Raw genomic sequence first — 25,112 nt, 5'->3', positions numbered from 1 at the left:
TAAATAATTTAGATAGGAAAAGGTAATTTTCCCCTACAAATCCGTTCAAAGGCGGTATTGATTGACAATGACAAAATATTAAAACCATGTAATTTAAAATTGTAGGCGAAATTTATTCGCCCAAATAAATACATCACCAACCCCAAAGGTTAAAAGAAGGTTATCATGACCACACTCACGCACGAAAAGCCAACTGCCCCAACGCCCAAATTCCATGAGCGGATGAATGGCACGTTGTACCAAAAACGCAAATTCAAAAACGCCCTTGGCATCGGCTTTACCATGTCAGCGATGGTGTTTGGGCTGTTTTGGCTTGTTTGGATTTTGATTACGCTGTTTTCTCGTGGGGCGACAGGCTTTATGGAATTGCCCATTTTTACCGCCAACACCCCGCCCCCTGCCACCGTGGGCGGTCTCAAAAACGCCATTGTTGGTTCGGCAATGCTTGCTTTCTCGGGACTGTTTATCGGCACGCCCGTGGGACTCATGGCAGGGATTTATCTGGCGGAATTTGCCGATAATGATGGCAAATTTGGGCGGACGCTTGGCGGTGTTACCCGTTTTTTAAATGACATTTTGCTGTCTGCTCCGAGTATCGTCATCGGTCTGTTTGTCTATGCTCTGATGGTGTCGGGCGGTCGGGGTTTTTCGGGCTGGGCAGGGGCGACCGCTTTGGCTCTGATCGTCATTCCTGTGGTCGTGCGTACCACCGAGAATATGCTCGCCCTTGTGCCAAATACCCTACGAGAATCCGCCTACGCCCTAGGCACGCCTAAGTACAAGCTCGTGGGACACGTTACCCTAAAATCCGCCAAAGCAGGCGTGATTACAGGCGTACTGCTTGCCTTTGCTCGTATCACAGGTGAGACCGCTCCGCTACTGTTCACCGCTTTAAATAACTTGTATTTTAGCATGGACATGAGCCAAACAATTGCCAATTTGCCAAATACGATTTATCAATTCTCCATGAATCCTGATATGACTTGGAATAAATTGGCGTGGTCGGCGGCACTCTTGATTACCCTTGCTGTCTTATCATTAAATGTCTTGGCAAGATTTATTGGCGGTAAGGAATATAAATAAGTATTTTAAAATTTAGCATTGCTTAATAAATATATATTTGAAAAATTGGACGTGTAGGGGCGAATCACATTCGCCCAATTATCAAAATCCAATAAAGGGCAAATTGCAATTTGCCTCTACAAATCCACCCAAAGGTAGATTGAATTAACAATACCAAAAGTTTAATTATCCATTAGGAAAAATCCCATGTCAGCGTTATTAGAAAAACCCACCCAAACCCATACTTCATTTACCAATTATCAGGCGGATTTTATGACCCTAAACGCCCCCATTGTGGATAACCATATCCGCCAAACCGACAAAGTCATCGTGCCAAAAATGTCGGTGCGTGAATTGGACTTTTATTATGGTGATTTTAAAGCCCTAAAAGGCATCAATTTAGACATTGCCGACAAAAAAGTAACCGCCTTTATCGGACCTTCAGGCTGTGGCAAATCCACCTTACTTCGCACGTTTAATAGAATGTATGATTTGTATCAAGGCATGAGAGCGGACGGGCAGATTATCCTAGATGGCGAGAATATTTTGGATAAATCGGTGGACGTGAACTTACTCCGTGCCAGAGTGGGCATGGTGTTCCAAAAGCCCACGCCATTTCCAATGTCCATTTATGACAATGTCGCCTTTGGGGTAAAACTGTATGAAAAACTCTCAAAATCCGAGATGGACGACAGGGTGGAGTGGGCATTAAAAAAGTCTGCCCTATGGAATGAAGTCAAGGATAAGCTAAAAGCGTCAGGGTTGTCCTTATCAGGCGGACAACAGCAACGCCTATGTATCGCCCGTGCCGTGGCAACCCGCCCCGAAGTTTTGCTACTTGATGAGCCAACGTCTGCCCTTGACCCGATTAGCACAGGGGCGATTGAAGATTTGATTGATGATTTAAAAGAAGATTATACCATTGCCATTGTTACGCACAATATGCAACAAGCGGCACGGTGTTCTGATTATACCGTTTATATGTATTTGGGTGATATGATTGAAATGGGCGAGACCAAAGAGATATTTACCAATCCCAAACAAAAGGCCACCGAAGATTATATTACAGGGCGGTATGGTTGATTTGTTTTTATTTAAATACTGATTATAAAAATTTAACTTTAAAAAATGATTTTTTAAATGATTTTTTAAAAAATACAATTAACAATGCCGATAATTTTTAATTAAAATTTGGAAAAAATAATGGATAAACACACCTCAAAATCCTACGACCACGAATTAACCGCTGCCAAAGAGTTGCTCCTAACGATGGGCAATTTGGCAGTCAGTAATGTCGGTAAAGCCATCAAAGCCCTATCCGATGGCGACAAGGAGCTGGCACGGGCGGTCATTGAGTCGGACAAGACAATCAATGACCATGAAAGACAGCTTGATGATAAGGTGGTCAAACTTGTTGCCATGCGTCAGCCCACGGCGGTGGGTTTGCGGTATATCATGAGCATGAGTAAGGCGGTGATTGACCTTGAACGGATTGGCGATGAAGCGGTAAAAATCGCTCGCATTGCCCTATATGACACGCCCATTCATGCCAACGTCCACACCCTTGCCGACAATGTGCGTATGATGATGCTGGACGCTCTGGAAGCCTTTAATAACCACGATAGCCGTTTTGCTTTTGATGTCATGCAGATGGACGAATTGGTGGATAGCGAGTATGGCGAGCTTTTGGCAGGGTTGCAGGACAAAGATGAGATAAAGTCGTCCGAGATTATGCACACGCTGTGGGTGTTACGAGCGTTGGAGCGGGTGGGCGACCATGCCCGTAACGTGGCGGAGCTTGCCATCTATACCAGTAGCGGTACGGACATTCGCCATAGCGAGATGAGTGTGGTGCGTGATGTTGTGGGGGAGTAGGGTGGTTGCAAATAGTTACCCACTTTTGTGATGTTTTGTGTTATTGTTATAGTATTGTTATTTTTTGGCAATGCCCTGTATGGGCTGTTGTGTAAATTAAGGAAACCCATGCCTACCATTTTAATCGTTGAAGACGAACCTGCCATTAACGAACTGATTGCTACGACGTTACAGATGGCGGATTTTGAGACGGTGTCGGCGTATGATGTCAAGACGGCTCATCGTCAGATTGTGGATGCTCGCCCTGATTTGATGATATTGGATTGGATGTTGCCCCAAGGCACATCGGGGTTGGATTTTTGTCGCTTGCTCAAAAAAGACAGCAGTACCGATGACATTCCCATCATCATGCTGACCGCCAAAGGCGAAGAAGACAACAAAGTACTGGGGCTAGATGCTGGGGCGGATGATTACATGACCAAGCCATTTAGCACCAAAGAGCTGGTTAGCCGTGTCAAGGCGGTGTTACGCCGTAGTATGCCAACCGATAAAGTGCTCAGCGTGGGCGAGCTGTGCCTTGATGACAAAAGTCAGCGTGTCTCGGTCGCTGAGTCGCCTGTGGCGGTCAGCAGCACTGAGTATAAGCTGTTAAAATTTTTCATGACCCATCCTGAGCGAGTGTACAGCCGCAGTCAGATATTAGACCATGTGTGGGGCGGTAATGTGTACATTGATGAGCGTACCATTGACGTGCATATCCGCCGTTTGCGTAGGGTGCTTGCCCCGCATGGCGTGGATGGGCTGATTCAGACAGTGCGTGGGACGGGTTATCGGTTTTCTAATCAATGATTAATAAAAATATTTGAAAATTCAAAATGATATAACAAAAGCAAGGCAAGTTTCATGTTGGACGATAAAGGGCTTGATAAGAAAGGGCTTGATAAGACAGACACGACGGCAGATGTTGTCGGTCAGTCATCGGCTGTCAATGCAAAGGCTGTCAATATAAAGTTGGGTACAGCCCCTGATTTATCCGATGATTTTTATCAGATATTAGAATCGTCCGATGACATGCTGATGATATTAGACGAGCATGAACAGATAGTGTGGCATAACTCATCGGCACTGTTTATCTTGACCGCTTATGTGGATAAGCCCATCATCGGTGCTAAGGTGTCATCGCTGATTTTAAATCATGAATTTTTGGAAAAATTCCCTGATATTTTTCACGCCATTTATCAATCTGTCAAACTGACCAATACCGCCAAACCTGCCGAGCCTACCGCCAAATCCGCCAAACAAGCCTTTGAGTTTTTTGGGCAGATTTACCGTGTCGAGATTTATAAGGTCACGCTCGCTAGGATTAATAACGCCCACAACCACGTGCTTTTGACCGTCGCCAATCACACCTACATTCATCATCTAGAACAAATGCGAACCGACTTCGTGGGCAATGTGTCGCACGAAATGCGAACGCCTTTGACGGTGCTGATGGGCTATATTGAGACATTCTCAAACGCCCCAAGCCTAGAACCCAAATGGCAACGGGGCTTTGCCTTGATGAGTGAGCAAGCACGGCGGATGAATAACTTAGTCAATGACCTGCTCATGTTGTCACGACTAGAACATGATGACAGTGAGCAACAAGTGGCGGTGGACATGCCCCGACTGCTCATGCAGGTCTTTGATGATGCCCGTGCGACCAACAAAGAGTTCGGGCATTTGTTAGACATACACTTAGACACCGAGCGTCATGTGTTAGGCATTGAGAAATATTTATACAGTGCCATTTTAAATCTTGTCATCAACGCCATGAAATACACGCCTACAGACAGCACCGAGACAGGCAGGCAGGGCGAGATTAGCATTTTGTGGGAAGAGACATCAGATGGCGGACTGCTGAGTATTGCCGATAATGGCATTGGCATTGAAGAGACGCATTTGGCACGCCTGACCGAGCGGTTTTATCGGGTGGATAGTGGGCGTTCTCGTGCCACGGGTGGGACGGGGCTTGGGCTTGCCATTGTCAAGCATGTTCTGCACAAACATGGGGCGAGCTTGCATATTGATTCGGTGCTGGGTCAAGGCTCTACCTTTAAAATCCTATTTCCCAAAGAGCGGTTGGTTTGATGATTTTAAAATTGGGCGTGACCATGATTTAGGGTTTTTTAAAAATATGTTAAAAACATATTAAATATGGGTGTGCAGATATTGATAACACCAAATTTTAAAATCCTTCTAAACCTTCTAAACCTTCTAAACCTTTTAAAATCAATCTGACAATTTTATCCTTTTTATCCACTTAGTCACACAGCCAAAGGACAGTTATGTCAAGTATCATCGATGATGAACTCTTATGTGCCATTGATTTGGGGTCAAACAGCTTTCACATGGCAATCGCCTATGTCAAAGATGGCGAGCTAAAAAAAATTGCATCCATGTCCGAAAAAGTCCAATTGGGGGCAGGGTTAGATGAGCAAGGTCATCTAAGTGCCGACGCCCAAGAGCGTGGGCTGGCCTGCTTGTCTCGCTTTATGGGTCGCTTAGATAACGTGGCAGGCGAGCGTTTGCGTGTGGTTGCGACCAATACCCTAAGACAGGCGACCAACAGCGATGAGTTTATTGCCAAGGCAAATCAGATTTTGCCCTGCCCCATTGAAGTCATCTCAGGGCGTGAAGAAGCTCGCCTTATCTATCTGGGCGTGGCGAACACAAACCCTAGTGATGAGCTTCGGTTTGTCATTGACATCGGCGGTGGCTCAACTGAGCTTATCATCGGACAGGGCAGGCAGTCGCTCCTGACTGAGTCGGCACAGATGGGGGCGGTGAGTTTTACGCAGAAGTTTTTTAAAAATGGCGTGATAAATGACGAAGCCTTTGGGTATGCCATGCGTTCTGCCAAAAAAGAGATGGCTCAGCACATCAAGCGTTATCAGAAAATGGGCTTTGAGCGAGTGATTGGCTCATCAGGGACGATTAAGGCGGTGCTTGGGGCGTTGACGGGGCTTGGACTTATCAAGCATGGGCTGATTACCAAAGGGGCGGTATTGGCTCTAAAACAGCATTTGATAGATGCTTGGCATATTGAGAACATTGACTTACAAGGGGTCAAGGCTCATCGCAAGGCGATTTTCCCTGCTGGTGTGGCGATACTGCTGGCGGTGATGGAAGCCTTTGGGGTCAAGGCGATGAGCTACTCTGATGGGGCTCTTCGTGAAGGGGTCATGTATGACATGCTCTCACGTTTTGACAGTAATGACGCCCGTGATGGTGGGGTGATGAAGCTCATTGATAAGTTTAATGTGGACAAAAAACAAGCCAAACGGGTCGCCAAGACCGCCCGTCTGCTTTTTGATGTCGCCAAAGAGCCACTGGGGTTAAACCAAAACGACCATGACCTGCTCAGACGCTCGTCACTATTGCATGAGATTGGCATGAGTATCGGGCATAGTAGTTATCATCGCCACAGTGCGTATATCTTGGAGTTTGGCGAGATAGCAGGCTTTTCGCAGATGGAGCAGACCAGACTGGCAGGCATGGTGCGTTACCATCGCCGAAGAATCACCGCAAACGACCATAAGGCGTTGATGAGTATCAGCACCGACAGAATGACCAAGCTGGCATTGCTACTGCGTTTGGCGGTGGCGATTAACCACACTCGCACCGACATCCAAAAATCCGACATCAAATTCACCCTGTACAGTCCGACACACTGGGTGCTGGACATGCAAAAAGAGAAGCTATTCACGGGGCTTGTTGATGAGATTGATAACTTTCTGTCGTGGGGCGTGACTTTGGATGTGCTAAGTCGTTGATTTGTTTTTAAAAATTTATAACGGCTAAAATTTTTTGAATTTTTTTTTAAAATTTTTAAAAAAGTGCTTGACGTCTGCCAAAAATCCTATATAATACGCACCCATACAGCGAATGCTGATATGCGGGAATAGCTCAGTTGGTAGAGCACAACCTTGCCAAGGTTGGGGTCGCGAGTTCGAATCTCGTTTCCCGCTCCAAATTTTAAAAAGTCCAAATCGAAAGGTTTGGGCTTTTTTGTTGTTTGAGACTTAAGGAATATAGGGGAGTGAATTTTGATTGAAGATGGTTATTACAGAGTTGCTCAGTTTGTCTATATGAGCTATGGCTGTTTTGTATTAGAGTTCTTGCGAAATTCAAAAATTTTGGCTTGCAAACCTTGATTTTATTGGATTTAGAATTTTGACAAGCTCAATAAAATCGTAATTTCGCAAGAGGTCTATTATACTAAATATCACACCTAAATATCATAAAGATTAAAATTCTCATAGTTATACATCGGTTTTTTACAAAATCGCTTATAGGTTGGTGTTATCACAGTTCTGTCAGAATAAACTTCTATTTTAAAAGAACAGGAGGGTTTTTGATGATTTTCTATTGGTTTTGTAGAAAAATTTACATGAAAACGTTCATAAATATTATTGTTAGTTAAATCTTTTCCGCCATATCTTGTTTCAATAGAAACGTAAACCTGATTTTGTTCATGGTGATACTTTGGATTTAAGAAAGATTTTGATTTTCCATTCCTTTTTATGTCATAATAATATTTAAAACTTTTATATTCATCCTCATCTTCAAAATCAAAACTATCTTCATTTTTATGTTTGTATTGAAAATTTGAGAAAGAAATTTGTTTGCCTGTTTTATTGTGTATTTCAAATACTGTATCGTAAAAAAATATAGATAATTGTACGTATAAATACATTGTTATGATGCAAAAAATAAAAAAAGAAGTTTTTTTATATTTCTTTATTAATTTTACTAAATTTAATTTTTTCATTTTTTAATCCTATTTGGATTGCTTGGATTGTTACACCAATGGATTTGTTTTGATTCTGGCATTTTACTGATATCTGTGTCATGCAAAATCTTCAATATATCTTCAGGGGTTAATTTGTCAGCAAATTTACCACGTTTTTTATAAAGCTCAAAGCCAATTTTCATTGCAGTATTGTCATCTAAGGTATCTGCTCTTGGCAATCTTCTTTCTTTGAATGCAGATATAATATCACTCCCAGCTTGTTGCACCCAAGATCCTGACAGTAAGGCCTGCTCGGAAAACCCAACACTAAGCCCAACATAGCCATAGTGAATGTTTGACCATACATCATAGAAATAATCATAATCTTTATATTTGTGATAATGACTTTTAGATAGTGGGGAATTTGGCTTATTAGATCTTAAAGGTCTATGTACAGTAATTTTGCTATTTTTGTTAAACCTATCATCCTGTACGAGTTGCCACTTATGATCCCAAGGCTTATTCGTATCAACCATGTCATACCATAATTTAAGCGATATTATGGGGTTTCTTTGGGTTTCTGGGTTACGAATGGGTTGTCCGAATTCAAATGGGTCTTTAATTTTGCCAATTCTCTCATTTGACTTATCAAACTCTCTTTGTAATTCCGCTCCTATCTCTCCAGTATTATGATAACGAATTTTTTGAGCAACCAGGGATTTTACGTTTCTCTTAATCTCATCAACAATATATTTCGCTACTTCTATCGCTCCATCTTGATTGTGAGGACAGATTGCTGTTTGTTTGTTGTGATTGGGGTTTTGTGCATTGGTGGCGGTGGTGGTTTTGTATTTGCGTTCATAAATACGGTTTTTTATTCATGGTGTCAAAAGTTGAACATCACTTGTATGTTAAATAACTTTAGGTATTAATCAGGAACATCACAACCCCCAGATTGTAAATAGTTATCAGAAAAATAATTAAAATACTCACAATAGACAGTTTCATTAATATGGGGGTTAAATGGATAAAATTTAACATCAAAAATAATAAAGTCTCCATTGTATAAAACCACAAGAAAACAAAGAGAAAAAAGTATTATTTTAAATCTTTTTAATAACAATAATTTTACTTTTTTATTTAAAATCAACAATAAATAAATAAAAGGAGTTAAAACCATAAGGTTTAACAAAAATCCAAGATAATAAAATTCAAAAAAATTCACTATGGACTTGGAGCACCAACTCCAAATAAAAGTGTATATAGATTCTCCAAAAATGACACTAACCCAATAAAAATTGGTAATAATCCAAGCAGCTATAAGAATGGCGTGTGATAAAATTTTAATATTAATCATCAATTCTAAATCCTATACCAGAAGTTTGGGTATTGTCTTTATGAAGAGCCGCTCTAACTTTCCATTTTTTGTTTAAATATAAAAACACAGAATCACTGCCATCACAAGCAAAGGCGTGAATACAGCCCTCACCTTCAAATAAGTTTCTAAATTTATAATAGCTCATTTTTGCGGTTTTATCCTCTTCTAAAAATATCACCACATTACCATTGGATTTGATACCAAAGCCTATTTTTCCCACACCTAATGATTTGCTGTTTAGTGTTGAAAATTTAGTAGAACTTCTCTGTATGAGATATTTTTTATGTTCTGGTTTGGGTTCTCCATATGATACAACATCTTGTAAATCGCTTTTGGTATACACATTTTTTTCTCCATAAAGCAGACTATTAATAATTAAAGGACACAGTCCCCCTATCCCTGTATGATGCTGTGTTGTTGGGTCTCCTTCTTTTACTATCCATTGATAATCAAGGGTTTGGGAGATGCTCCAAAGACCAGATGAAGGCATACCATAAACCTTATCATTGGCAAGAATAGACAGTCCTTGATTGGCATTTGTACCAATGTTATAGCCATACCATTGCCCATTAATACACGCATCAAAATCCCCCATCTTTTTTGAAGATGCTCGGTGAACCGTGCTACTAAAAGGGTCGGGTAAATATATGCCATATTGCACAATGGGTGTCATTCTAACCTTTTTTCCTTTTAAAATCACTTTATGTACGCCCGTCTCTTTAAAAAATACATAGTCAATTTTGCTCATCAGACAGAATCCTTAAAATTTAATTGAGACTCAGAAATTTTTTGATAAAACTCCGCAAGTTCTGCCTGCTCCCAATTTAAGGTATGAATATGCTCCAAAACAATCAAATATCTATTTAACCCATTCATAAGTATCACATTGGCATTATCCTGACCAAATCTTGTGACATAGTCTTTCTTTAATTGATTTAGATTCTCAAATTGCTGGGATAACGAATCCAAGGTATCAGCCATGCTTCCAACAATCGTTAACTCATTTTCAATCTGATAATCAATACCATCTATAGTTATTGTCTTTGAGTTTGCAATATTCTTTGGTGGTATGTAATAAATTTTATTATCAAGTGACAGCCAAAATTCTTGGATTTTAATGTTGTCAATAAATAATTCCCCGCATTCAGAAAATCCACCCTGTTTTTCAATACAACCCAAAATACCTAAACTGGCTGTTAGTTGGTTTGGTGTCAATTTTACTTTTTCCAGTTCTGATAAATCGGGTTTTAATAAGATGTTTGGTAGTCTAAATGACACTTTTTCTCCACTCATCATCACCTTCTCATTGCTCTTGACTTGGAAGGTTTTTGGGGTGGTGATGAAGATGCCGTGTTCGTTGATGAGTAGTTTAGAGCCTGCTACCATAGATGGTCTCCTTTGGGATTTAACTTAGTAGGTGTTTGGAATGTGTTCAAAATAATAGCCAGTAGATGCACCAAAGTATACATGAAAATCCATACTGCTGTCACCAAGAGTGTGGGTTTTTTTGAAAATAGGTTTAATGAGTCTTAGGTAATGCGATATGCAAGACAACTCATCAACAAACTCCTTGACAGGCTTTATGCTTTTTTGGAGCTGTTGTAATTCTAGGAGTATGTTTGTTGGGTCTGCGTGTTTGGCACTGAGTATGCTTATGCTGTTATCCTCGAATCTCTCTATGCTATCGGTGTGTATGCTATATAGTCTAGGTCCTGTGTCTAGCAGTAATGAGCAGTATATTGTGGTTAGCTGAATTTGCTCCACCAATGCTGGAGAGTTTTTAAAATGTGCCAAATAAACATCGCTAACCTTGGCAAGCTGTCGTCTTAACTCATGAAGCTCCTGGTTGCTTGCTATGGTATCAAAGACCATGTCTGACAGTTGGCTAATGCCATTGGCGGTACGGACATTTTGATGGCTGTCCAGTGTTAGTTTGGGCAGTCGCTTGTGAGGATGTGGCTTTATACGACCGTCATCAGTGATGTAGAAACTTGATGTGTCACTGACGACCACGATGCTGTCTTTGGCTTGTATGGCGATGATAAAAGTCATAGTATGCCCTAATCAATATCTATGATGACATGGGGGTTTTCTTTGGGTTGCCCAAGCCAACTGTTACGCCCTAGTGGGTGCGAAGTGTCTAGGCGACTGGGGCGGATGTCGTCTTTATCGACAATGATTTTGATGTCAAATTGATAGCTGTGCTTGGTGTATCGGACGACCCATCTGATGAGTTTATCAAATAGATGTCCTCCTTTTAAAAAGTCCAAATATTTGGCAGTGCTCACAGGCCCGATGATGACTCGAAATTTTTGAGTGGCATCAAAATAATGTGTACCAATCAAAAGTCCTGAACCTAAAGGTTCTAGAAGTTGAGAGGAAAGGGTGGTGGTGTGTGCTTCGGCAGGAATCCATTCGCCAATATTTTCTTCTATCTGTATGGGTGTGTCAAAGTAGCCACTGAGTATCTCGATGAGATTGTGTGTGGGCATATTTTGATTGAGTAATAAGCTAGAATAGTAAAACTGGCTGTATTTTAACAGTCCCTCCATGCCTTCATCAGCCAAAGACTGGTTGCCAACAAAGCCAGCGATGTGCTCACTAAATAGAGGGTTGCTCTTATTGTCAAGCATGACCGCAGGTTCTGAGCTAAGCCACGCTTTATAAAATAGGCTGATCAGACGATGATGAAAGATGTCTAAAAAATCATTAAAGGTATGATCTTTTTCGTGTAAATTCTTCTCATAAATCGCCTCGGATAGGTGCAAGGGTAGGGCACCGTTTGTCCCTAGCATGCCAAAGCCTTTTATCTTGACTTTGAGAAATTTACCCTGTGAGATGATTTGGTGTACTTGTCGCTCCTGAAATGATAGTTTGGCGAGCTGTCCAAATCGCACATTGTGCTCTGTTAGTTGCACTTCGTCTCCGATGTTTTTGGTGAGATTGGCATGCAGATGTAAATATCTAAGTAGAGCAAACAGTTGCATGTCATCGGTGTTTAAAGGGGTTGCTTGAACTGAGATATCAGATGACATGACTACTCCAAAGAACTCAATGTGGCAATAATTTCACTTTTTTTATTGCGTAATGTTAGTTTGGTAAAATGATTGATGGGTGAATACCCTTTTAGATGACTGAGCAAAACACAGCCCCAAATATAAGGATGGGCATGACTCATGACTGCCTCATCTATGATGATTTCAAAATGTAAGCCATTTAAGGGGATGAGCTTGCGATTGCGTTTGTGGCTTTCGTGAGTTTTGCAGGCTGTAATGCTAATGATTGCATCAATCTGTGCTTTAAAAGATTGATTTTTTGACATTTCATGAATGGTCAGCAGACTGTCTTTGATATGGTTGGTTAGTGATTCTACATTATTCAAATCATCAATGATGAAATTAGAGGCGATTAGATTCATCAGTCGCCACTGGGCGACAGTGTGAGAGGGTGAGTCCAAAGGTTCGGTGAAACGACACTGCCTGACGATTTTGGTGATCTTGAATCGGTCATCAAGTTGCAAATCTTCATCAAGCGTCCAGCTGATGTCTCTGACCAGACTTCGGTTGCTACACCAAGCTTCAACCGATAGCTGATTTAGGTCGTGCTGAGTGATGTGCTGATATTGATTGGTGATGGTAACATAGCATTCATTGCCCTTGTAGGAGTTGTTCGTAGAGGCTAGTTGGTTTGAGCGATAGGTGTCAGTATAAAAGCCAACATCTTGGGTGTTCTCCAAGGTGTGATAACCATCGACTTTGTAGATGGGTTCAAAAGATTTTATTTTGGTATTGACTGAATTAAATCCTTCTATGGATTTGATGGAGATGATTTCAAAATCTTTGGCTCTGATTTTGTCCATGACGATGTGTTGTTCGTTGGTATTTTGGTCAATGACAAAACGTGTTTTTTTGATAAAATGATTGCTAATAATCATGCTGTTTAGGTCTAGACAATCATGAGTGAGATATTTTTCAATATTATCAGAAAAGTCACTTAAACCAAACGATAAAGTAAATTCCACCATGTCGTCAGAGGAGGTTTTTTTATGTCGTTTTAGGCAATCTGTTATGATAGCCTGTAAATCGTTTATGGCAAAGAACAAGGTCTTTTCAGGCAGTATGCTATATTCCACCACATCTTTTAAATGGCTGATTTTTCTATCATTGGATATGTCAAGATTAAAATCCATGCCAGTAAGCTTAATTTTGGGGGAGTAGATGTTTTTGTGGTCTTTTTGACTGACACTAAGAGAAGTGGCTTTGGTTGATAGGTGATATAATAGCTCTGTGGCGGTATAATGGTCGGTATTTTTGATGTAAAAATGAATACAAGAAAAGTCAATATCCTTAATGGATAGTGTTTTTGGAAAGCTAAAAATGATGTCTAATTTGGCTTTTTGGCGTTCTTGGGAGAGGTAATTGTTTTTAAAGGTCTTGATGTAATTGACTTTTTGGATGTGAAAAGGAGTGATTTGTAGCGGATGACAGGTAGAAAAATTGCAGGTAGCTGTATTCTTTTTTTTGGCATGCGTGAATACGGAACTTTGAGCAGGAATGATAAAGGGGGTGTTCTCATTGGTGTAACAAGAGACGACAGCACAGCTGGGTATGACCTTATTAAAACTTGGTTGGATGACTTGAAAGATGTGTTCTAGAAATTTGGGGTATTGCTCATCGATTTTTAGATTGATGCGAGCAGTTAAGAAGCTCACTGCTTCAATCAATCTTTCAACATAAGGGTCTTCTATCTCTGGTGCTAATAATCCAAGATGTCCAGCCACAGCAGGATGCTCTTTGGCAAATTCTTTACTGGCTTCACGAAAATTTTTTAGTTCTTGATGGTATTTTTCCAAAAAGTTGCGGTTCATGACATGCTCCTAGATATTATGTTGGGTTAAAACTGCCTGTTTCTAAGTCTAGTTTAGTGGTTAAGACAAATCTCTCGGGATGTGGGCTTGAGCGTATTAGCCCTGTGATTTGTATGCTTACTTGATTGTGTAGGATGTCATCGGCGTGCTTTGTTAGGCATTTTACCTCCAAGCTCTCTGGCAGTATCCGACTTTCAAAGGCTCTGATGGATGCAGTGATGTTGCTCTCTACATCAAGCCAGTTAATCTCTGAGGCTCTTTTACCTGATAAGGGGTGTATGCCATAATTCATGACACAGTGATAGGTTTCGTTTTGGCTGAAGTAGGCGTGGTTGTCCGTGTAATAACTTGCGGTATTCAATAAAGAGAGCAAATCCCGAATCACAAACTCTCTTAACTGACTGTGAGAGATGCTAGCACCAGAGGTGTACTGCATGAGCCTGTCATAGATACTTGCGGTATTGTCTGCCATTAGTTACCCTCTTGTGATGACATCAATATCAAGCAGGGGGATATCCACATCGCCTGATGTTAATGTCTTTTGACCGTTTGCCCATGATAATTTAGACATTTGTTCCCATTGGGTGCGTTTGTTTTGTTTGATGTCTTCTGATACCTCGGTTAAAATAGGATATCTGGCAGGTATAAAGGCTGAGATTTCCTGTTGGTTTTGCAGGGTTATTTTGGCACGTCGCCATAAAATATCTGTTAGTACTTCGTGTCGCCAAAAATGAATGGATTGGATGTTATTGGTGGGTAGCCAGTAGTAATGAGCATCCACAAATATCTCAAAGACACCAGACAATCTAAAATCACTGTCAATCCATGAATCTTGATAGTTCTGTTCGTCATATGTGGTAATGGTTGCCCAAAAGTCGCACTCATCAATGAGCTGGCTGAAAATATCAACCATATTATCGTTACTGTCATAGAAGGCTTGTAATAACAGGGTCTGATTGTCATGAAAAGCTGTATCAGGGTAAGCAAGTGGTGCTTTGGTGTTTTTAAACACTGCGTCTCGCTGTATCTCGCAAAGAATATTTTGTTTAAGTAGGGATTTGACGTGTGGGTCGTTATGAATTTTTAGAAAATTATCGGTGGTGCTCAAGGCTTTTTGCCAATCCGCTTCTAGGCAATAACATTGAATGAGTGCCAGTCTAGCATTTAGGTTCATGGGGTCTTTTTTAAGCTGGCTAATGAGTGTCTCTATATGGTGGGTGATGTGATCAATAATCATAAAACGACCTATACTGATATAAAAACACAACCTAATATTAATATAAGGTTGTGTTTTAAAAAGGTGAAATGGCTGATTAGCCGATGGCTTTGTTTTGTTTGATGTCGTAACCCATTTGAGTTTCGGCACCACGACCGCCACGCTCGGTTTGTTCCCAGTATTGGTTTTTGATTTTGACGGCTTGGAATGAGTAATTCACATAAAGAACTTCATTGTCCTTGGAACCGACGAACTCAACGCCAGTTACCATGACGTCTTCTAGTGTGATTCTAGAGTACTCAATCTGTTCGCCACCTGCCTTGCAAACTGAGATTTCCACTTTGGGGATGTGCCGACCAATGGCACTGTGTTTGAGAACGGTAGGAGCTGCCTTATCAATAGCGGCTGTTACTTTTAGGTCTTGGAAATTAACCTTGCCCGCACCACCACCACCACCTGTGGTTAGAGTGGCAGGCTGACTGGCACCCCATGTAAAGTTATGAACATCAATCCAATCCTTGTGTCCTGCATCCTTGGATTCGCCATTCACGCCATCGATTTTTAAGAAAATATCTATAGCCATAATGTGCACCTTTATAAAAGAAAATGTGAGGTTGATTAACTCATCAATGGGAGATACGCTACTTTATAAATAATATCGTATCTCATTTAAATGAGTTCATGTGATTATAGCGAAAACAAAATAAATAATCAAGCAAATTTTCATCCCCCCCCTTGACCCCCCTCCCACCTCCCATGCTAAAATCCAATCACTCCTAAATCATTCTCATTAACCCCACCTAACCATTCAATCATTCAATAAGGACATCCCATGAACCATCGTGCTCATCTACACTCTGTTTATCTGCCCAAAAGTGTATCTGGCACGCCTTATCTATGGTTCGACAGCTTACAAGGGGTAGAGAGTATCAACGGACTGTTTGAATACAAACTCATCGTCAAAGCCAAAGACGAACATGGCAACCCTGCCCATGGTATAGAGGGGCTAGAAGGTTATGTCAGTTTTGAAGCTTATCATGGCAGTATCATCCACCCCAAAGAGGGTACCCCCCACCAAGGCACCACCTCCTACCAAAGCGTCGCCTCTCACTTAGACCTAAGCTCCCTCATCGGCACGCCCTTAGGCATATCCCTTGACTTAAATGACAAACACCCCATCGATGATAGAACCATCACAGGACAAGTCACAAGACATGGCATCATCACCAGCTGTGCCAAACTCACCACACACAACAGGCATGCCGTCTATGAACTCACCTTATCTCCATGGACTTACCTACTCACCAAAACAAATAACTACCACATCCACCAACACAAATCCATCCCACAAATCATCGAAGAGGTGTTATCCTGCTACCCTTATCCTTGGCAGTTTGAACTCATCCATGACTATCCTGAACAAGACTACCAAACCCAATATGACGAATCAGACTACGCATTCATCACTCGCCTCATGAGTGAGCATGGCATCAGCTTTTACTTTGAACACACCAAAGACAATCACACCCTAATCATCACCGACCATGTCAGTCACCTAAAAAGACACGCCAATCCCTTTTATGACACCTTGACGCTCTATCCACCCAATCAGCGTATGCCAGAGTATGCTGAATACCTAGAACACTTTAACCCCAAAAGCAGACTGACCTGTGCCCAAAGTCTCTTATCTGATTATCAGTTTAAAACCCCTAATGAACCCCTAATGGCTCATGATACCATAAAAGGGGTGCAAACTGACACACACAAACCACATCAGGCACTCATCCATCACCTACAACGCTATGAATGGCATCAAGGCAGACGAGCGGGGGGTGATGAGCTGGCCACAAAAAACGAACAGCTTATCGCCTCTTATCGGCATCAAAGCCTAAGTGCCACCGCACATGGCAGACTAAAGGGCATACAGGTTGCCCATTTATTTACCCTAACAGGTCACCCTCATCAAAGCATGAATACCGACTGGGTTGTCTACGCCTTACAGATGAGCATCAAACCCATCGATGAAGACAACAACACCCATCAGTACTATACCGCTGATACAAGCTTTACCGCATACCCTGCCACACATCCGCTTGTGCCCACAACCCCCTGCCCAAGACCCATTGCCCGTACCCAAACCGCCACTGTCGTCGCCCCAGAAGGTGAAGAGATACACACCGACCAATACGGTCGCATCAAAGTCAAGTTTCACTGGGATAAACCCACACTCACCCAAAGACACCTTGTAGACAATCGCACCGGTGATGACAAAGATGACCTAAGTCAGATAAACACCTGCTATCTTCGTGTCGCCAGTACCTGGGCAGGAGATCACTATGGGCACATTGCACTACCCAGAGCAGGCCAAGAGGTCATCATTGACTTCTTTGGAGGCAATCCTGACATGCCCTATGTGGCAGGCTCTTTGACCAATCCAAACAACATGCCTCTATACACCCTCCCTCATGAAAAAGTCCTCTCTGGCATCCGCTCCAAAGAGTATGGGGGAGACAAATCCAACCAACTCATCATGGATGACACTAAAGACAAACTGCAAACCCACCTAAAATCCGACCACCTACACACCGAGATTAACCTAGGACACATCAGACGTCTTACCACCCCCCAAGGACGAGGTGAATACCGAGGCGAGGGCTTTGAGGTGAGAACTGATGGACATGGGGTGGTAAGAGCAGATAAAGGTGTGGTGATTACCACGCATGGGAGGCCACATGCCACAAGTCACATCAAAGACATCAAAGAGACCACAAGTCAATTAGAACAAGCCACAAGCACCCACTCATCACTCATACAAAGTAGCATCCAAGCACAATGCGAAGAGCGAGCCTTGGATAATACCCTCATGCCCACCTTAGATGGGCTTAACACAAGCATGACAGGTAGGGAGATCAATGACCATCATGCCCATGTCAATCACCACGATGACGACTTAGATGACACCCTAAGTCATCCAGAGCTGTCAAACCCACACATCGTCCTTAGCTCACTGGCGGGCATGACCTTAACTGCCAAACAAAACATTCACATCACCACCGACAACAACCTTGCCATCACCACAAACAAAGACCTAAGCCTTGCCACCACCTCAAAGTACAATCTAACCGTCCAAAACGGCATCAGAGTCTTTGTCCAAACAGGAGGTATTAAACACTACACCGCCAAAGACGACATAGAACTACAAGCCCAACAAGGCAACATCAAACACATCGCCAAAGACAACATAGAGATTATCTCAACAGAAGGTAAAATCCAAATCACAAGCCCCACTCAATTATCCATCAACATCTGTGGTTCTGAGTTTAAAATGAACGAACAAGGCGTGTTTATCACAACACCTGGGGTGTTTAGGGTTAAGAGCAATGAGAAGGTGATGGAGGGGGGTGAGTATGTGGGGTATGAGGTGCCGAGGTTGCCACAATCCGACCCAAAAAAACGACAAAAAGGCTTTGTTCTGATTGATGAGACTACGCAAAAAGCGTTGCCTTTTAGGGAATATCGTATTCTTAATGAAGATGGCGAAACATTCCGAGGCGTATCAGACAGATTTGGTTTTATTCCTCAATTTGAAGATGGTATGCTTGAAGTTGTGCCAAGCATGGGGTATTACGAAGTACTAGATCTCCGTGAGGTTGCGGATTTGTGGGTAGATGATGAGATAAATCAAAATAACCCATCTGAGTTATCCGCTGTGCCAGCAAGTAGTAAGGCAAAGACCATTCCAGATAATCAAGCAACAAGCAGTGGCTATATCGCTGAATTAAGAAAAAAAGATACCGCTCTCGCCAAAAAGATTGACGACATGAAGCTTCAAGGATATGCACTAGATGCTGTGCCTGATGTACCAAAGGGTGCAAAATTGGTAACCATTGAGAATCTTATCAAGAATACAAAGGGTGCTTCTATTAAGCAGGTTGAATATGTGAATTGGTTTTCAACAGATGATTCATTATATCCTGTGACAGAGACCATCATTAAAGAAAAGCATTTAAAAGCTGGATATTTTTATTTGTTTACTCATGCCAATCCTAATATCATTATGTATGGTGAAGAACGCTACACAAGAGTTGCTGATATTGCCAACCAGTTAATAAAAGATGGCTACAAATCAGACAAACCCCTTGTTATCATTGCTTGTCAAGCAGGTAATGGTGTCAATTCTATCGCAGAACGTTTGGCAAAACACTTAGGAGTTACAGTTTATGCTCCAACTTCATTGGCGTGGTTTAAAACAGCTGTGGGTCATCATAAATTTAGTGGCATTTATGCCAGATTCAAAAAAGGCAAAGATCAAATCGGCGAACCTAGAATCAAAGGTGCTTTCCGTGTCTTTCATGGTGCTGTTGCCAAACCCGTGCAATGCAATCCACAAAGCAACCCTAGTAAGATGAAAATCCACACCGTACGTAAAGGCGAAAGCCTAGCAACCATTGCCAAACAATATGGTACGACCATTAATGCCATTGCCAAGGAAAATAACCTATCCGACATTAACAATCTTAAAATCGGACAAAAACTTCTTATTCCATGTGGGTAAACAGATGTTAAAGTATGCTATTTTATTATCAGGCACAGCGTTGATAATGGCTTGTCAGCCAACTGATACCACCAATTCAAACCAATCCAATCATATAGGAGAAACCACGATGAGCAGCAAATACCCTTGGCTTGCCAATCCAAGATGGACGCCAAGGCAAGCATCCAAAGCAACCGAATTCTTTCGTGATAGTTACTATCATAAGCCAGAGATCGTTGAGATGATGATTGTCAAAAAACTAGCCAGTGAAGGTCATCTGGATGCGATGTACGCATTGCAAGCTTCAAAACTGACTGCCGACCTTAACGACCCTAACTTTTCCTATACAGATGAGGATAAATATCAAGATGGCAAAGTCTATTATGAATTGGCAAGACAAGGACAGATGAATGCCAAATGGCGTATTATTGACTGGTATGCCGACCACGCTTATGATGAGTTAGAAACCAAAACATATTATGAAGCTTTAAAGGAGTTTAGTAATTACCAAAGCGACGAGTTTTTAAAAGAAATGATTAATGATTATTACTACGAACTTGTCATGGCAAAGGCACGAGACAAGAGTCTGTTAAGAGGTTACATCTCTTTTATTGCCAGCAACCAAAGTTATCAATCCAAAGATAATTATTTTAACTGGGGAGAGAGTTATTTTTACGCTGATTTGCGTGACTTTAAAGCCTTAACTAATTCCAAGACCGCCAATGAGTTTTTTACCGTCATCAATCATTATTTTGAACGCTCACATGACCCTGAATTGCTACCCTATCTAACCCAACTTTATGCTTTTGGTTTTGGTACTACCAAGAATTTAGATAAAGCCTGCCAATACTTCGCTTATGCTCAAGATGATCATGAATTTGCACAAACATCGTTGGCTTTTGATGCCTTAACCACTTTATTTCATCAGCATAACATGAAATGCACCAAAGATCCAAATATTAAAATCGCCACCCTAGAGGAAGCAAATGAGTGGTACAAATCTTTATATTGGGGAGAGAATGAGAACAAATAGTGATTTTTTAAGATTAGATCTTAACTTGGAGAACCCCGTGAAAACCCTAAACGACATGAACGAATACAAAGAAGACTTTCATTACTATGACATCATAGACGGCAAAGAAGTAACCGTTAATGATGTACATCTGACCGCTTGTTTATTTTTTAGAGATGGACACCTACAAGAAACACGAGAACATTTAAGAGATTGTATCAGTCAGTATATGGCACTCTTTGGCGAGCATATCACTTGGGGGTTTAATTCCAAGAACCGCAGATGGACAGAAAAACCCTTTGATAAATTACCGAGCTTTAACGAAATCCTAGAAGAGCGCAAAGACCCAGATGATGTCATTGAATGGTTTGTGTCAGCAGGCAACCATAAGCTCATGCAAGAAGCGGTGCCTTATGAGCTGTTTTGTCTGACTGAACGAGACTGGCAACTTGAAAATATTAGCCAGCTTAGATTTCGGGTGGATAGGGCGGATTTTTTTAACCCTGACAAACAAGCAGTAATTATCAATTTGTTTAATTATTGCGTGCATAAATTAAACCCTTATTTTGCTTATATGGGTTGGGGAACGGCGATTGGTTATGAAAAGGAATATGGTTTTGATGAGCTAAATCAATGTAAAAAATTTATTGGCATAGCTGTGCCAAGTACATGGGATGCTGTTGCTATGCACCACGGCATTCGTAGTATTGATTGGTGGACTTATATCAGTGATGACTTGGCAGAGCGTATTGGTGGTAGGAATAAATTATTAGAGCAAGTAACCGCCAAGTCAGTGGAGCATAAATTATACGATAATGGCGTACTCTTGATTGCCGATGAAGTGCCACAGCTGTTACCTGCTGATGAGCCTATTCCACAAAGTTATTTGGATGTTAATGACATTTGTCGTCCGATGCGAAACGGGCATTATGGCTCTCTTAGATTAATGAACGAATATGATGGTGGTATCGGCTACCAAACCTTTAACGCCTACTTCACTGACCTTTGGTTAAGACGCTTTGATGACCCTAATCTATGGCGAGCTTTTCCCCAAAAAAGCAAACCTGACATTACCGCAGAGCCTATTAAGTCAGAAACAGGCGATGTTATTGCTGTCAAGACAGGGGAGGTTTGTCAGCAAGATGGGCGTTATATTTATTTAGACGAGTATGATTATAATCGTGGTCAGTTTAGGTACCACAATATCAACGAATATGACGGACAACTCATTGACTACCGCCAATATGTCGTCCTTAAAAAAGGTGACATCGCCCCTTATTTTATCCATATGGACACAAACTGGCGTACTGTGGAGGCGATGGAGATTACTTGGACTTTGGTGGAAGTGTTATAATTGTAATACAAAACCTTTTGATTTTATTTTCTTAAATTTGAAAAGCGTTCCTGTTTGGACGCTTTTCATCAACTGTCTTTTCCAACAATCAAGCAAATTTTCATCCCCCCCCTTGACCCCCTCCCACCTCCCATGCTAAAATCCAATCACTCCTAAATCATTCTCATTAACCCCACCTAACCATTCAATCATTCAATAAGGACATCCCATGAACCATCGTGCTCATCTACACTCTGTTTATCTGCCCAAAAGTGTATCTGGCACGCCTTATCTATGGTTCGACAGCTTACAAGGGGTAGAGAGTATCAACGGACTGTTTGAATACAAACTCATCGTCAAAGCCAAAGACGAACATGGCAACCCTGCCCATGGTATAGAGGGGCTAGAAGGTTATGTCAGTTTTGAAGCTTATCATGGCAGTATCATCCACCCCAAAGAGGGTACCCCCCACCAAGGCACCACCTCCTACCAAAGCGTCGCCTCTCACTTAGACCTAAGCTCCCTCATCGGCACGCCCTTAGGCATATCCCTTGACTTAAATGACAAACACCCCATCGATGATAGAACCATCACAGGACAAGTCACAAGACATGGCATCATCACCAGCTGTGCCAAACTCACCACACACAACAGGCATGCCGTCTATGAACTCACCTTATCTCCATGGACTTACCTACTCACCAAAACAAATAACTACCACATCCACCAACACAAATCCATCCCACAAATCATCGAAGAGGTGTTATCCTGCTACCCTTATCCTTGGCAGTTTGAACTCATCCATGACTATCCTGAACAAGACTACCAAACCCAATATGACGAATCAGACTACGCATTCATCACTCGCCTCATGAGTGAGCATGGCATCAGCTTTTACTTTGAACACACCAAAGACAATCACACCCTAATCATCACCGACCATGTCAGTCACCTAAAAAGACACGCCAATCCCTTTTATGACACCTTGACGCTCTATCCACCCAATCAGCGTATGCCAGAGTATGCTGAATACCTAGAACACTTTAACCCCAAAAGCAGACTGACCTGTGCCCAAAGTCTCTTATCTGATTATCAGTTTAAAACCCCTAATGAACCCCTAATGGCTCATGATACCATAAAAGGGGTGCAAACTGACACACACAAACCACATCAGGCACTCATCCATCACCTACAACGCTATGAATGGCATCAAGGCAGACGAGCGGGGGGTGATGAGCTGGCCACAAAAAACGAACAGCTTATCGCCTCTTATCGGCATCAAAGCCTAAGTGCCACCGCACATGGCAGACTAAAGGGCATACAGGTTGCCCATTTATTTACCCTAACAGGTCACCCTCATCAAAGCATGAATACCGACTGGGTTGTCTACGCCTTACAGATGAGCATCAAACCCATCGATGAAGACAACAACACCCATCAGTACTATACCGCTGATACAAGCTTTACCGCATACCCTGCCACACATCCGCTTGTGCCCACAACCCCCTGCCCAAGACCCATTGCCCGTACCCAAACCGCCACTGTCGTCGCCCCAGAAGGTGAAGAGATACACACCGACCAATACGGTCGCATCAAAGTCAAGTTTCACTGGGATAAACCCACACTCACCCAAAGACACCTTGTAGACAATCGCACCGGTGATGACAAAGATGACCTAAGTCAGATAAACACCTGCTATCTTCGTGTCGCCAGTACCTGGGCAGGAGATCACTATGGGCACATTGCACTACCCAGAGCAGGCCAAGAGGTCATCATTGACTTCTTTGGAGGCAATCCTGACATGCCCTATGTGGCAGGCTCTTTGACCAATCCAAACAACATGCCTCTATACACCCTCCCTCATGAAAAAGTCCTCTCTGGCATCCGCTCCAAAGAGTATGGGGGAGACAAATCCAACCAACTCATCATGGATGACACTAAAGACAAACTGCAAACCCACCTAAAATCCGACCACCTACACACCGAGATTAACCTAGGACACATCAGACGTCTTACCACCCCCCAAGGACGAGGTGAATACCGAGGCGAGGGCTTTGAGGTGAGAACTGATGGACATGGGGTGGTAAGAGCAGATAAAGGTGTGGTGATTACCACGCATGGGAGGCCACATGCCACAAGTCACATCAAAGACATCAAAGAGACCACAAGTCAATTAGAACAAGCCACAAGCACCCACTCATCACTCATACAAAGTAGCATCCAAGCACAATGCGAAGAGCGAGCCTTGGATAATACCCTCATGCCCACCTTAGATGGGCTTAACACAAGCATGACAGGTAGGGAGATCAATGACCATCATGCCCATGTCAATCACCACGATGACGACTTAGATGACACCCTAAGTCATCCAGAGCTGTCAAACCCACACATCGTCCTTAGCTCACTGGCGGGCATGACCTTAACTGCCAAACAAAACATTCACATCACCACCGACAACAACCTTGCCATCACCACAAACAAAGACCTAAGCCTTGCCACCACCTCAAAGTACAATCTAACCGTCCAAAACGGCATCAGAGTCTTTGTCCAAACAGGAGGTATTAAACACTACACCGCCAAAGACGACATAGAACTACAAGCCCAACAAGGCAACATCAAACACATCGCCAAAGACAACATAGAGATTATCTCAACAGAAGGTAAAATCCAAATCACAAGCCCCACTCAATTATCCATCAACATCTGTGGTTCTGAGTTTAAAATGAACGAACAAGGCGTGTTTATCACAACACCTGGGGTGTTTAGGGTTAAGAGCAATGAGAAGGTGATGGAGGGGGGTGAGTATGTGGGGTATGAGGTGCCCAAGCTTAGACATCCATTTGTTGGTCAATATATCATCACCTCCAGCAGAACCAACAAACCATTAGCGAACTATCCGTATCAGATAAATGTCAGTGATAATAGGAAAATTCAAGGTAGAACAAATGCTCGTGGTGAAACCATGATAGTAACTACAGCTCAGGCTGAAAGCCTGGAGCTTATTAACGACAAACCTAAGCCAATCAAAACCCGCACATTATATGTGGCGGGCAAGGACAGTATGGAGTTATTTTTTGAGTACATTGATGATTAATGATTTGGCTCTGGTCTAAAAAGTATG

The 25,112-nt window shown here is 42.2% G+C and carries 21 protein-coding genes and 1 tRNA gene; 11 read left to right on the top strand and 11 right to left on the bottom strand.

The window, feature by feature from the left end; genetic code table 11:
- The first annotated feature begins 165 nt into the window (after nt 1-165).
- The 7 genes from pstA (at nt 166) to DX073_RS05650 (ending at nt 6,890) form a co-directional block, all read left to right on the top strand.
- Complete coding sequence (gene pstA / locus DX073_RS05680) at nt 166-1,083, top strand: phosphate ABC transporter permease PstA (protein WP_404932925.1); 918 nt, start codon at nt 166-168, stop codon at nt 1,081-1,083.
- Nucleotides 1,084-1,269: 186 nt separating this feature from the next.
- Nucleotides 1,270-2,145, top strand: coding sequence for a phosphate ABC transporter ATP-binding protein PstB (gene pstB, locus DX073_RS05675; protein ID WP_404932924.1), 876 nt, complete (start codon nt 1,270-1,272; stop codon nt 2,143-2,145).
- A gap of 120 nt (nt 2,146-2,265) precedes the next feature.
- On the top strand, nt 2,266-2,937 hold the full coding sequence (phoU, locus tag DX073_RS05670) for a phosphate signaling complex protein PhoU (protein WP_115006518.1): 672 nt from the start codon (nt 2,266-2,268) through the stop codon (nt 2,935-2,937).
- A 108-nt stretch (nt 2,938-3,045) separates the two neighbouring features.
- Nucleotides 3,046-3,726: a phosphate regulon transcriptional regulator PhoB gene (phoB, locus tag DX073_RS05665; RefSeq protein WP_115006516.1), complete on the top strand. Its 681-nt coding sequence runs from the start codon at nt 3,046-3,048 to the stop codon at nt 3,724-3,726.
- A gap of 54 nt (nt 3,727-3,780) precedes the next feature.
- The gene (locus DX073_RS05660; protein ID WP_258556888.1) at nt 3,781-5,007 is read left to right on the top strand and encodes an ATP-binding protein; all 1,227 of its coding nucleotides are present in this window, start codon (nt 3,781-3,783) and stop codon (nt 5,005-5,007) included.
- A 197-nt stretch (nt 5,008-5,204) separates the two neighbouring features.
- On the top strand, nt 5,205-6,692 hold the full coding sequence (locus DX073_RS05655; RefSeq protein ID WP_115006514.1) for a Ppx/GppA phosphatase family protein: 1,488 nt from the start codon (nt 5,205-5,207) through the stop codon (nt 6,690-6,692).
- A gap of 122 nt (nt 6,693-6,814) precedes the next feature.
- Nucleotides 6,815-6,890, top strand: a tRNA-Gly gene (locus DX073_RS05650).
- 260 nt (nt 6,891-7,150) lie between these two features.
- Here DX073_RS05650 and DX073_RS05645 read toward each other — a convergent pair.
- The 11 genes from DX073_RS05645 to DX073_RS05595 form a co-directional block, all read right to left on the bottom strand.
- Nucleotides 7,151-7,690 (bottom strand): hypothetical protein, encoded by a 540-nt coding sequence (locus DX073_RS05645; protein WP_115006512.1) that lies wholly within the window; start codon nt 7,688-7,690, stop codon nt 7,151-7,153.
- Nucleotides 7,687-8,187 carry a polymorphic toxin type 44 domain-containing protein gene (locus DX073_RS05640; protein WP_115006510.1) on the bottom strand — a complete coding sequence of 167 codons (501 nt, stop codon included), beginning with the start codon at nt 8,185-8,187 and terminating at the stop codon, nt 7,687-7,689. The genes DX073_RS05645 and DX073_RS05640 overlap by 4 nt, the downstream gene beginning before the upstream one ends.
- A gap of 392 nt (nt 8,188-8,579) precedes the next feature.
- A complete protein-coding gene (locus DX073_RS05635) occupies nt 8,580-9,008 on the bottom strand; it encodes a hypothetical protein (protein WP_115006508.1) in 429 nt (142 codons plus the stop codon).
- On the bottom strand, nt 9,001-9,777 hold the full coding sequence (locus tag DX073_RS05630; protein WP_115006506.1) for a hypothetical protein: 777 nt from the start codon (nt 9,775-9,777) through the stop codon (nt 9,001-9,003). The genes DX073_RS05635 and DX073_RS05630 overlap by 8 nt, the downstream gene beginning before the upstream one ends.
- Nucleotides 9,777-10,415: a hypothetical protein gene (locus DX073_RS05625; RefSeq protein WP_115006504.1), complete on the bottom strand. Its 639-nt coding sequence runs from the start codon at nt 10,413-10,415 to the stop codon at nt 9,777-9,779. The genes DX073_RS05630 and DX073_RS05625 overlap by 1 nt, the downstream gene beginning before the upstream one ends.
- Nucleotides 10,416-10,439: 24 nt before the next feature.
- Nucleotides 10,440-11,081: a hypothetical protein gene (locus tag DX073_RS05620; RefSeq protein WP_115006502.1), complete on the bottom strand. Its 642-nt coding sequence runs from the start codon at nt 11,079-11,081 to the stop codon at nt 10,440-10,442.
- Between the two features lie 8 nt (nt 11,082-11,089).
- Nucleotides 11,090-12,064: a type VI secretion system baseplate subunit TssG gene (gene tssG / locus DX073_RS05615; RefSeq protein ID WP_115006500.1), complete on the bottom strand. Its 975-nt coding sequence runs from the start codon at nt 12,062-12,064 to the stop codon at nt 11,090-11,092.
- Nucleotides 12,065-12,066: 2 nt separating this feature from the next.
- A complete protein-coding gene (tssF, locus tag DX073_RS05610) occupies nt 12,067-13,896 on the bottom strand; it encodes a type VI secretion system baseplate subunit TssF (RefSeq protein ID WP_115006498.1) in 1,830 nt (609 codons plus the stop codon).
- A 16-nt stretch (nt 13,897-13,912) separates the two neighbouring features.
- Nucleotides 13,913-14,368, bottom strand: coding sequence for a type VI secretion system baseplate subunit TssE (locus tag DX073_RS05605; protein ID WP_115006496.1), 456 nt, complete (start codon nt 14,366-14,368; stop codon nt 13,913-13,915).
- 3 nt (nt 14,369-14,371) lie between these two features.
- Nucleotides 14,372-15,133 carry a type VI secretion system accessory protein TagJ gene (locus tag DX073_RS05600; protein WP_115006494.1) on the bottom strand — a complete coding sequence of 254 codons (762 nt, stop codon included), beginning with the start codon at nt 15,131-15,133 and terminating at the stop codon, nt 14,372-14,374.
- 76 nt (nt 15,134-15,209) lie between these two features.
- Complete coding sequence (locus DX073_RS05595) at nt 15,210-15,695, bottom strand: Hcp family type VI secretion system effector (RefSeq protein WP_062500990.1); 486 nt, start codon at nt 15,693-15,695, stop codon at nt 15,210-15,212.
- Between the two features lie 249 nt (nt 15,696-15,944).
- On the opposite strand from DX073_RS05595, the gene tssI reads away from it, so the two are divergent.
- The 4 genes from tssI to DX073_RS05575 all read left to right on the top strand — a co-directional run bounded on the left by tssI (nt 15,945) and on the right by DX073_RS05575 (nt 25,085).
- Complete coding sequence (gene tssI, locus DX073_RS05590) at nt 15,945-19,667, top strand: type VI secretion system tip protein TssI/VgrG (protein WP_115006491.1); 3,723 nt, start codon at nt 15,945-15,947, stop codon at nt 19,665-19,667.
- Between the two features lie 4 nt (nt 19,668-19,671).
- Nucleotides 19,672-20,679, top strand: a complete 1,008-nt coding sequence (locus DX073_RS05585) for a hypothetical protein (RefSeq protein ID WP_147279685.1) — start codon at nt 19,672-19,674, stop codon at nt 20,677-20,679.
- 37 nt (nt 20,680-20,716) lie between these two features.
- Nucleotides 20,717-22,012 carry a type VI immunity family protein gene (locus DX073_RS05580; protein WP_181814383.1) on the top strand — a complete coding sequence of 432 codons (1,296 nt, stop codon included), beginning with the start codon at nt 20,717-20,719 and terminating at the stop codon, nt 22,010-22,012.
- Between the two features lie 208 nt (nt 22,013-22,220).
- The gene (locus DX073_RS05575; RefSeq protein WP_115006485.1) at nt 22,221-25,085 is read left to right on the top strand and encodes a type VI secretion system Vgr family protein; all 2,865 of its coding nucleotides are present in this window, start codon (nt 22,221-22,223) and stop codon (nt 25,083-25,085) included.
- The last annotated feature ends 27 nt before the right edge of the window (nt 25,086-25,112 follow it).

The sequence above is a fragment of the Moraxella lacunata genome, assembly GCF_900453205.1.
Classification (GTDB): domain Bacteria; phylum Pseudomonadota; class Gammaproteobacteria; order Pseudomonadales; family Moraxellaceae; genus Moraxella; species Moraxella lacunata_B.
The sequence above is the reverse complement of the archived record's forward strand: the minus strand, read 5'-3'. Positions and strand labels throughout refer to the sequence as shown.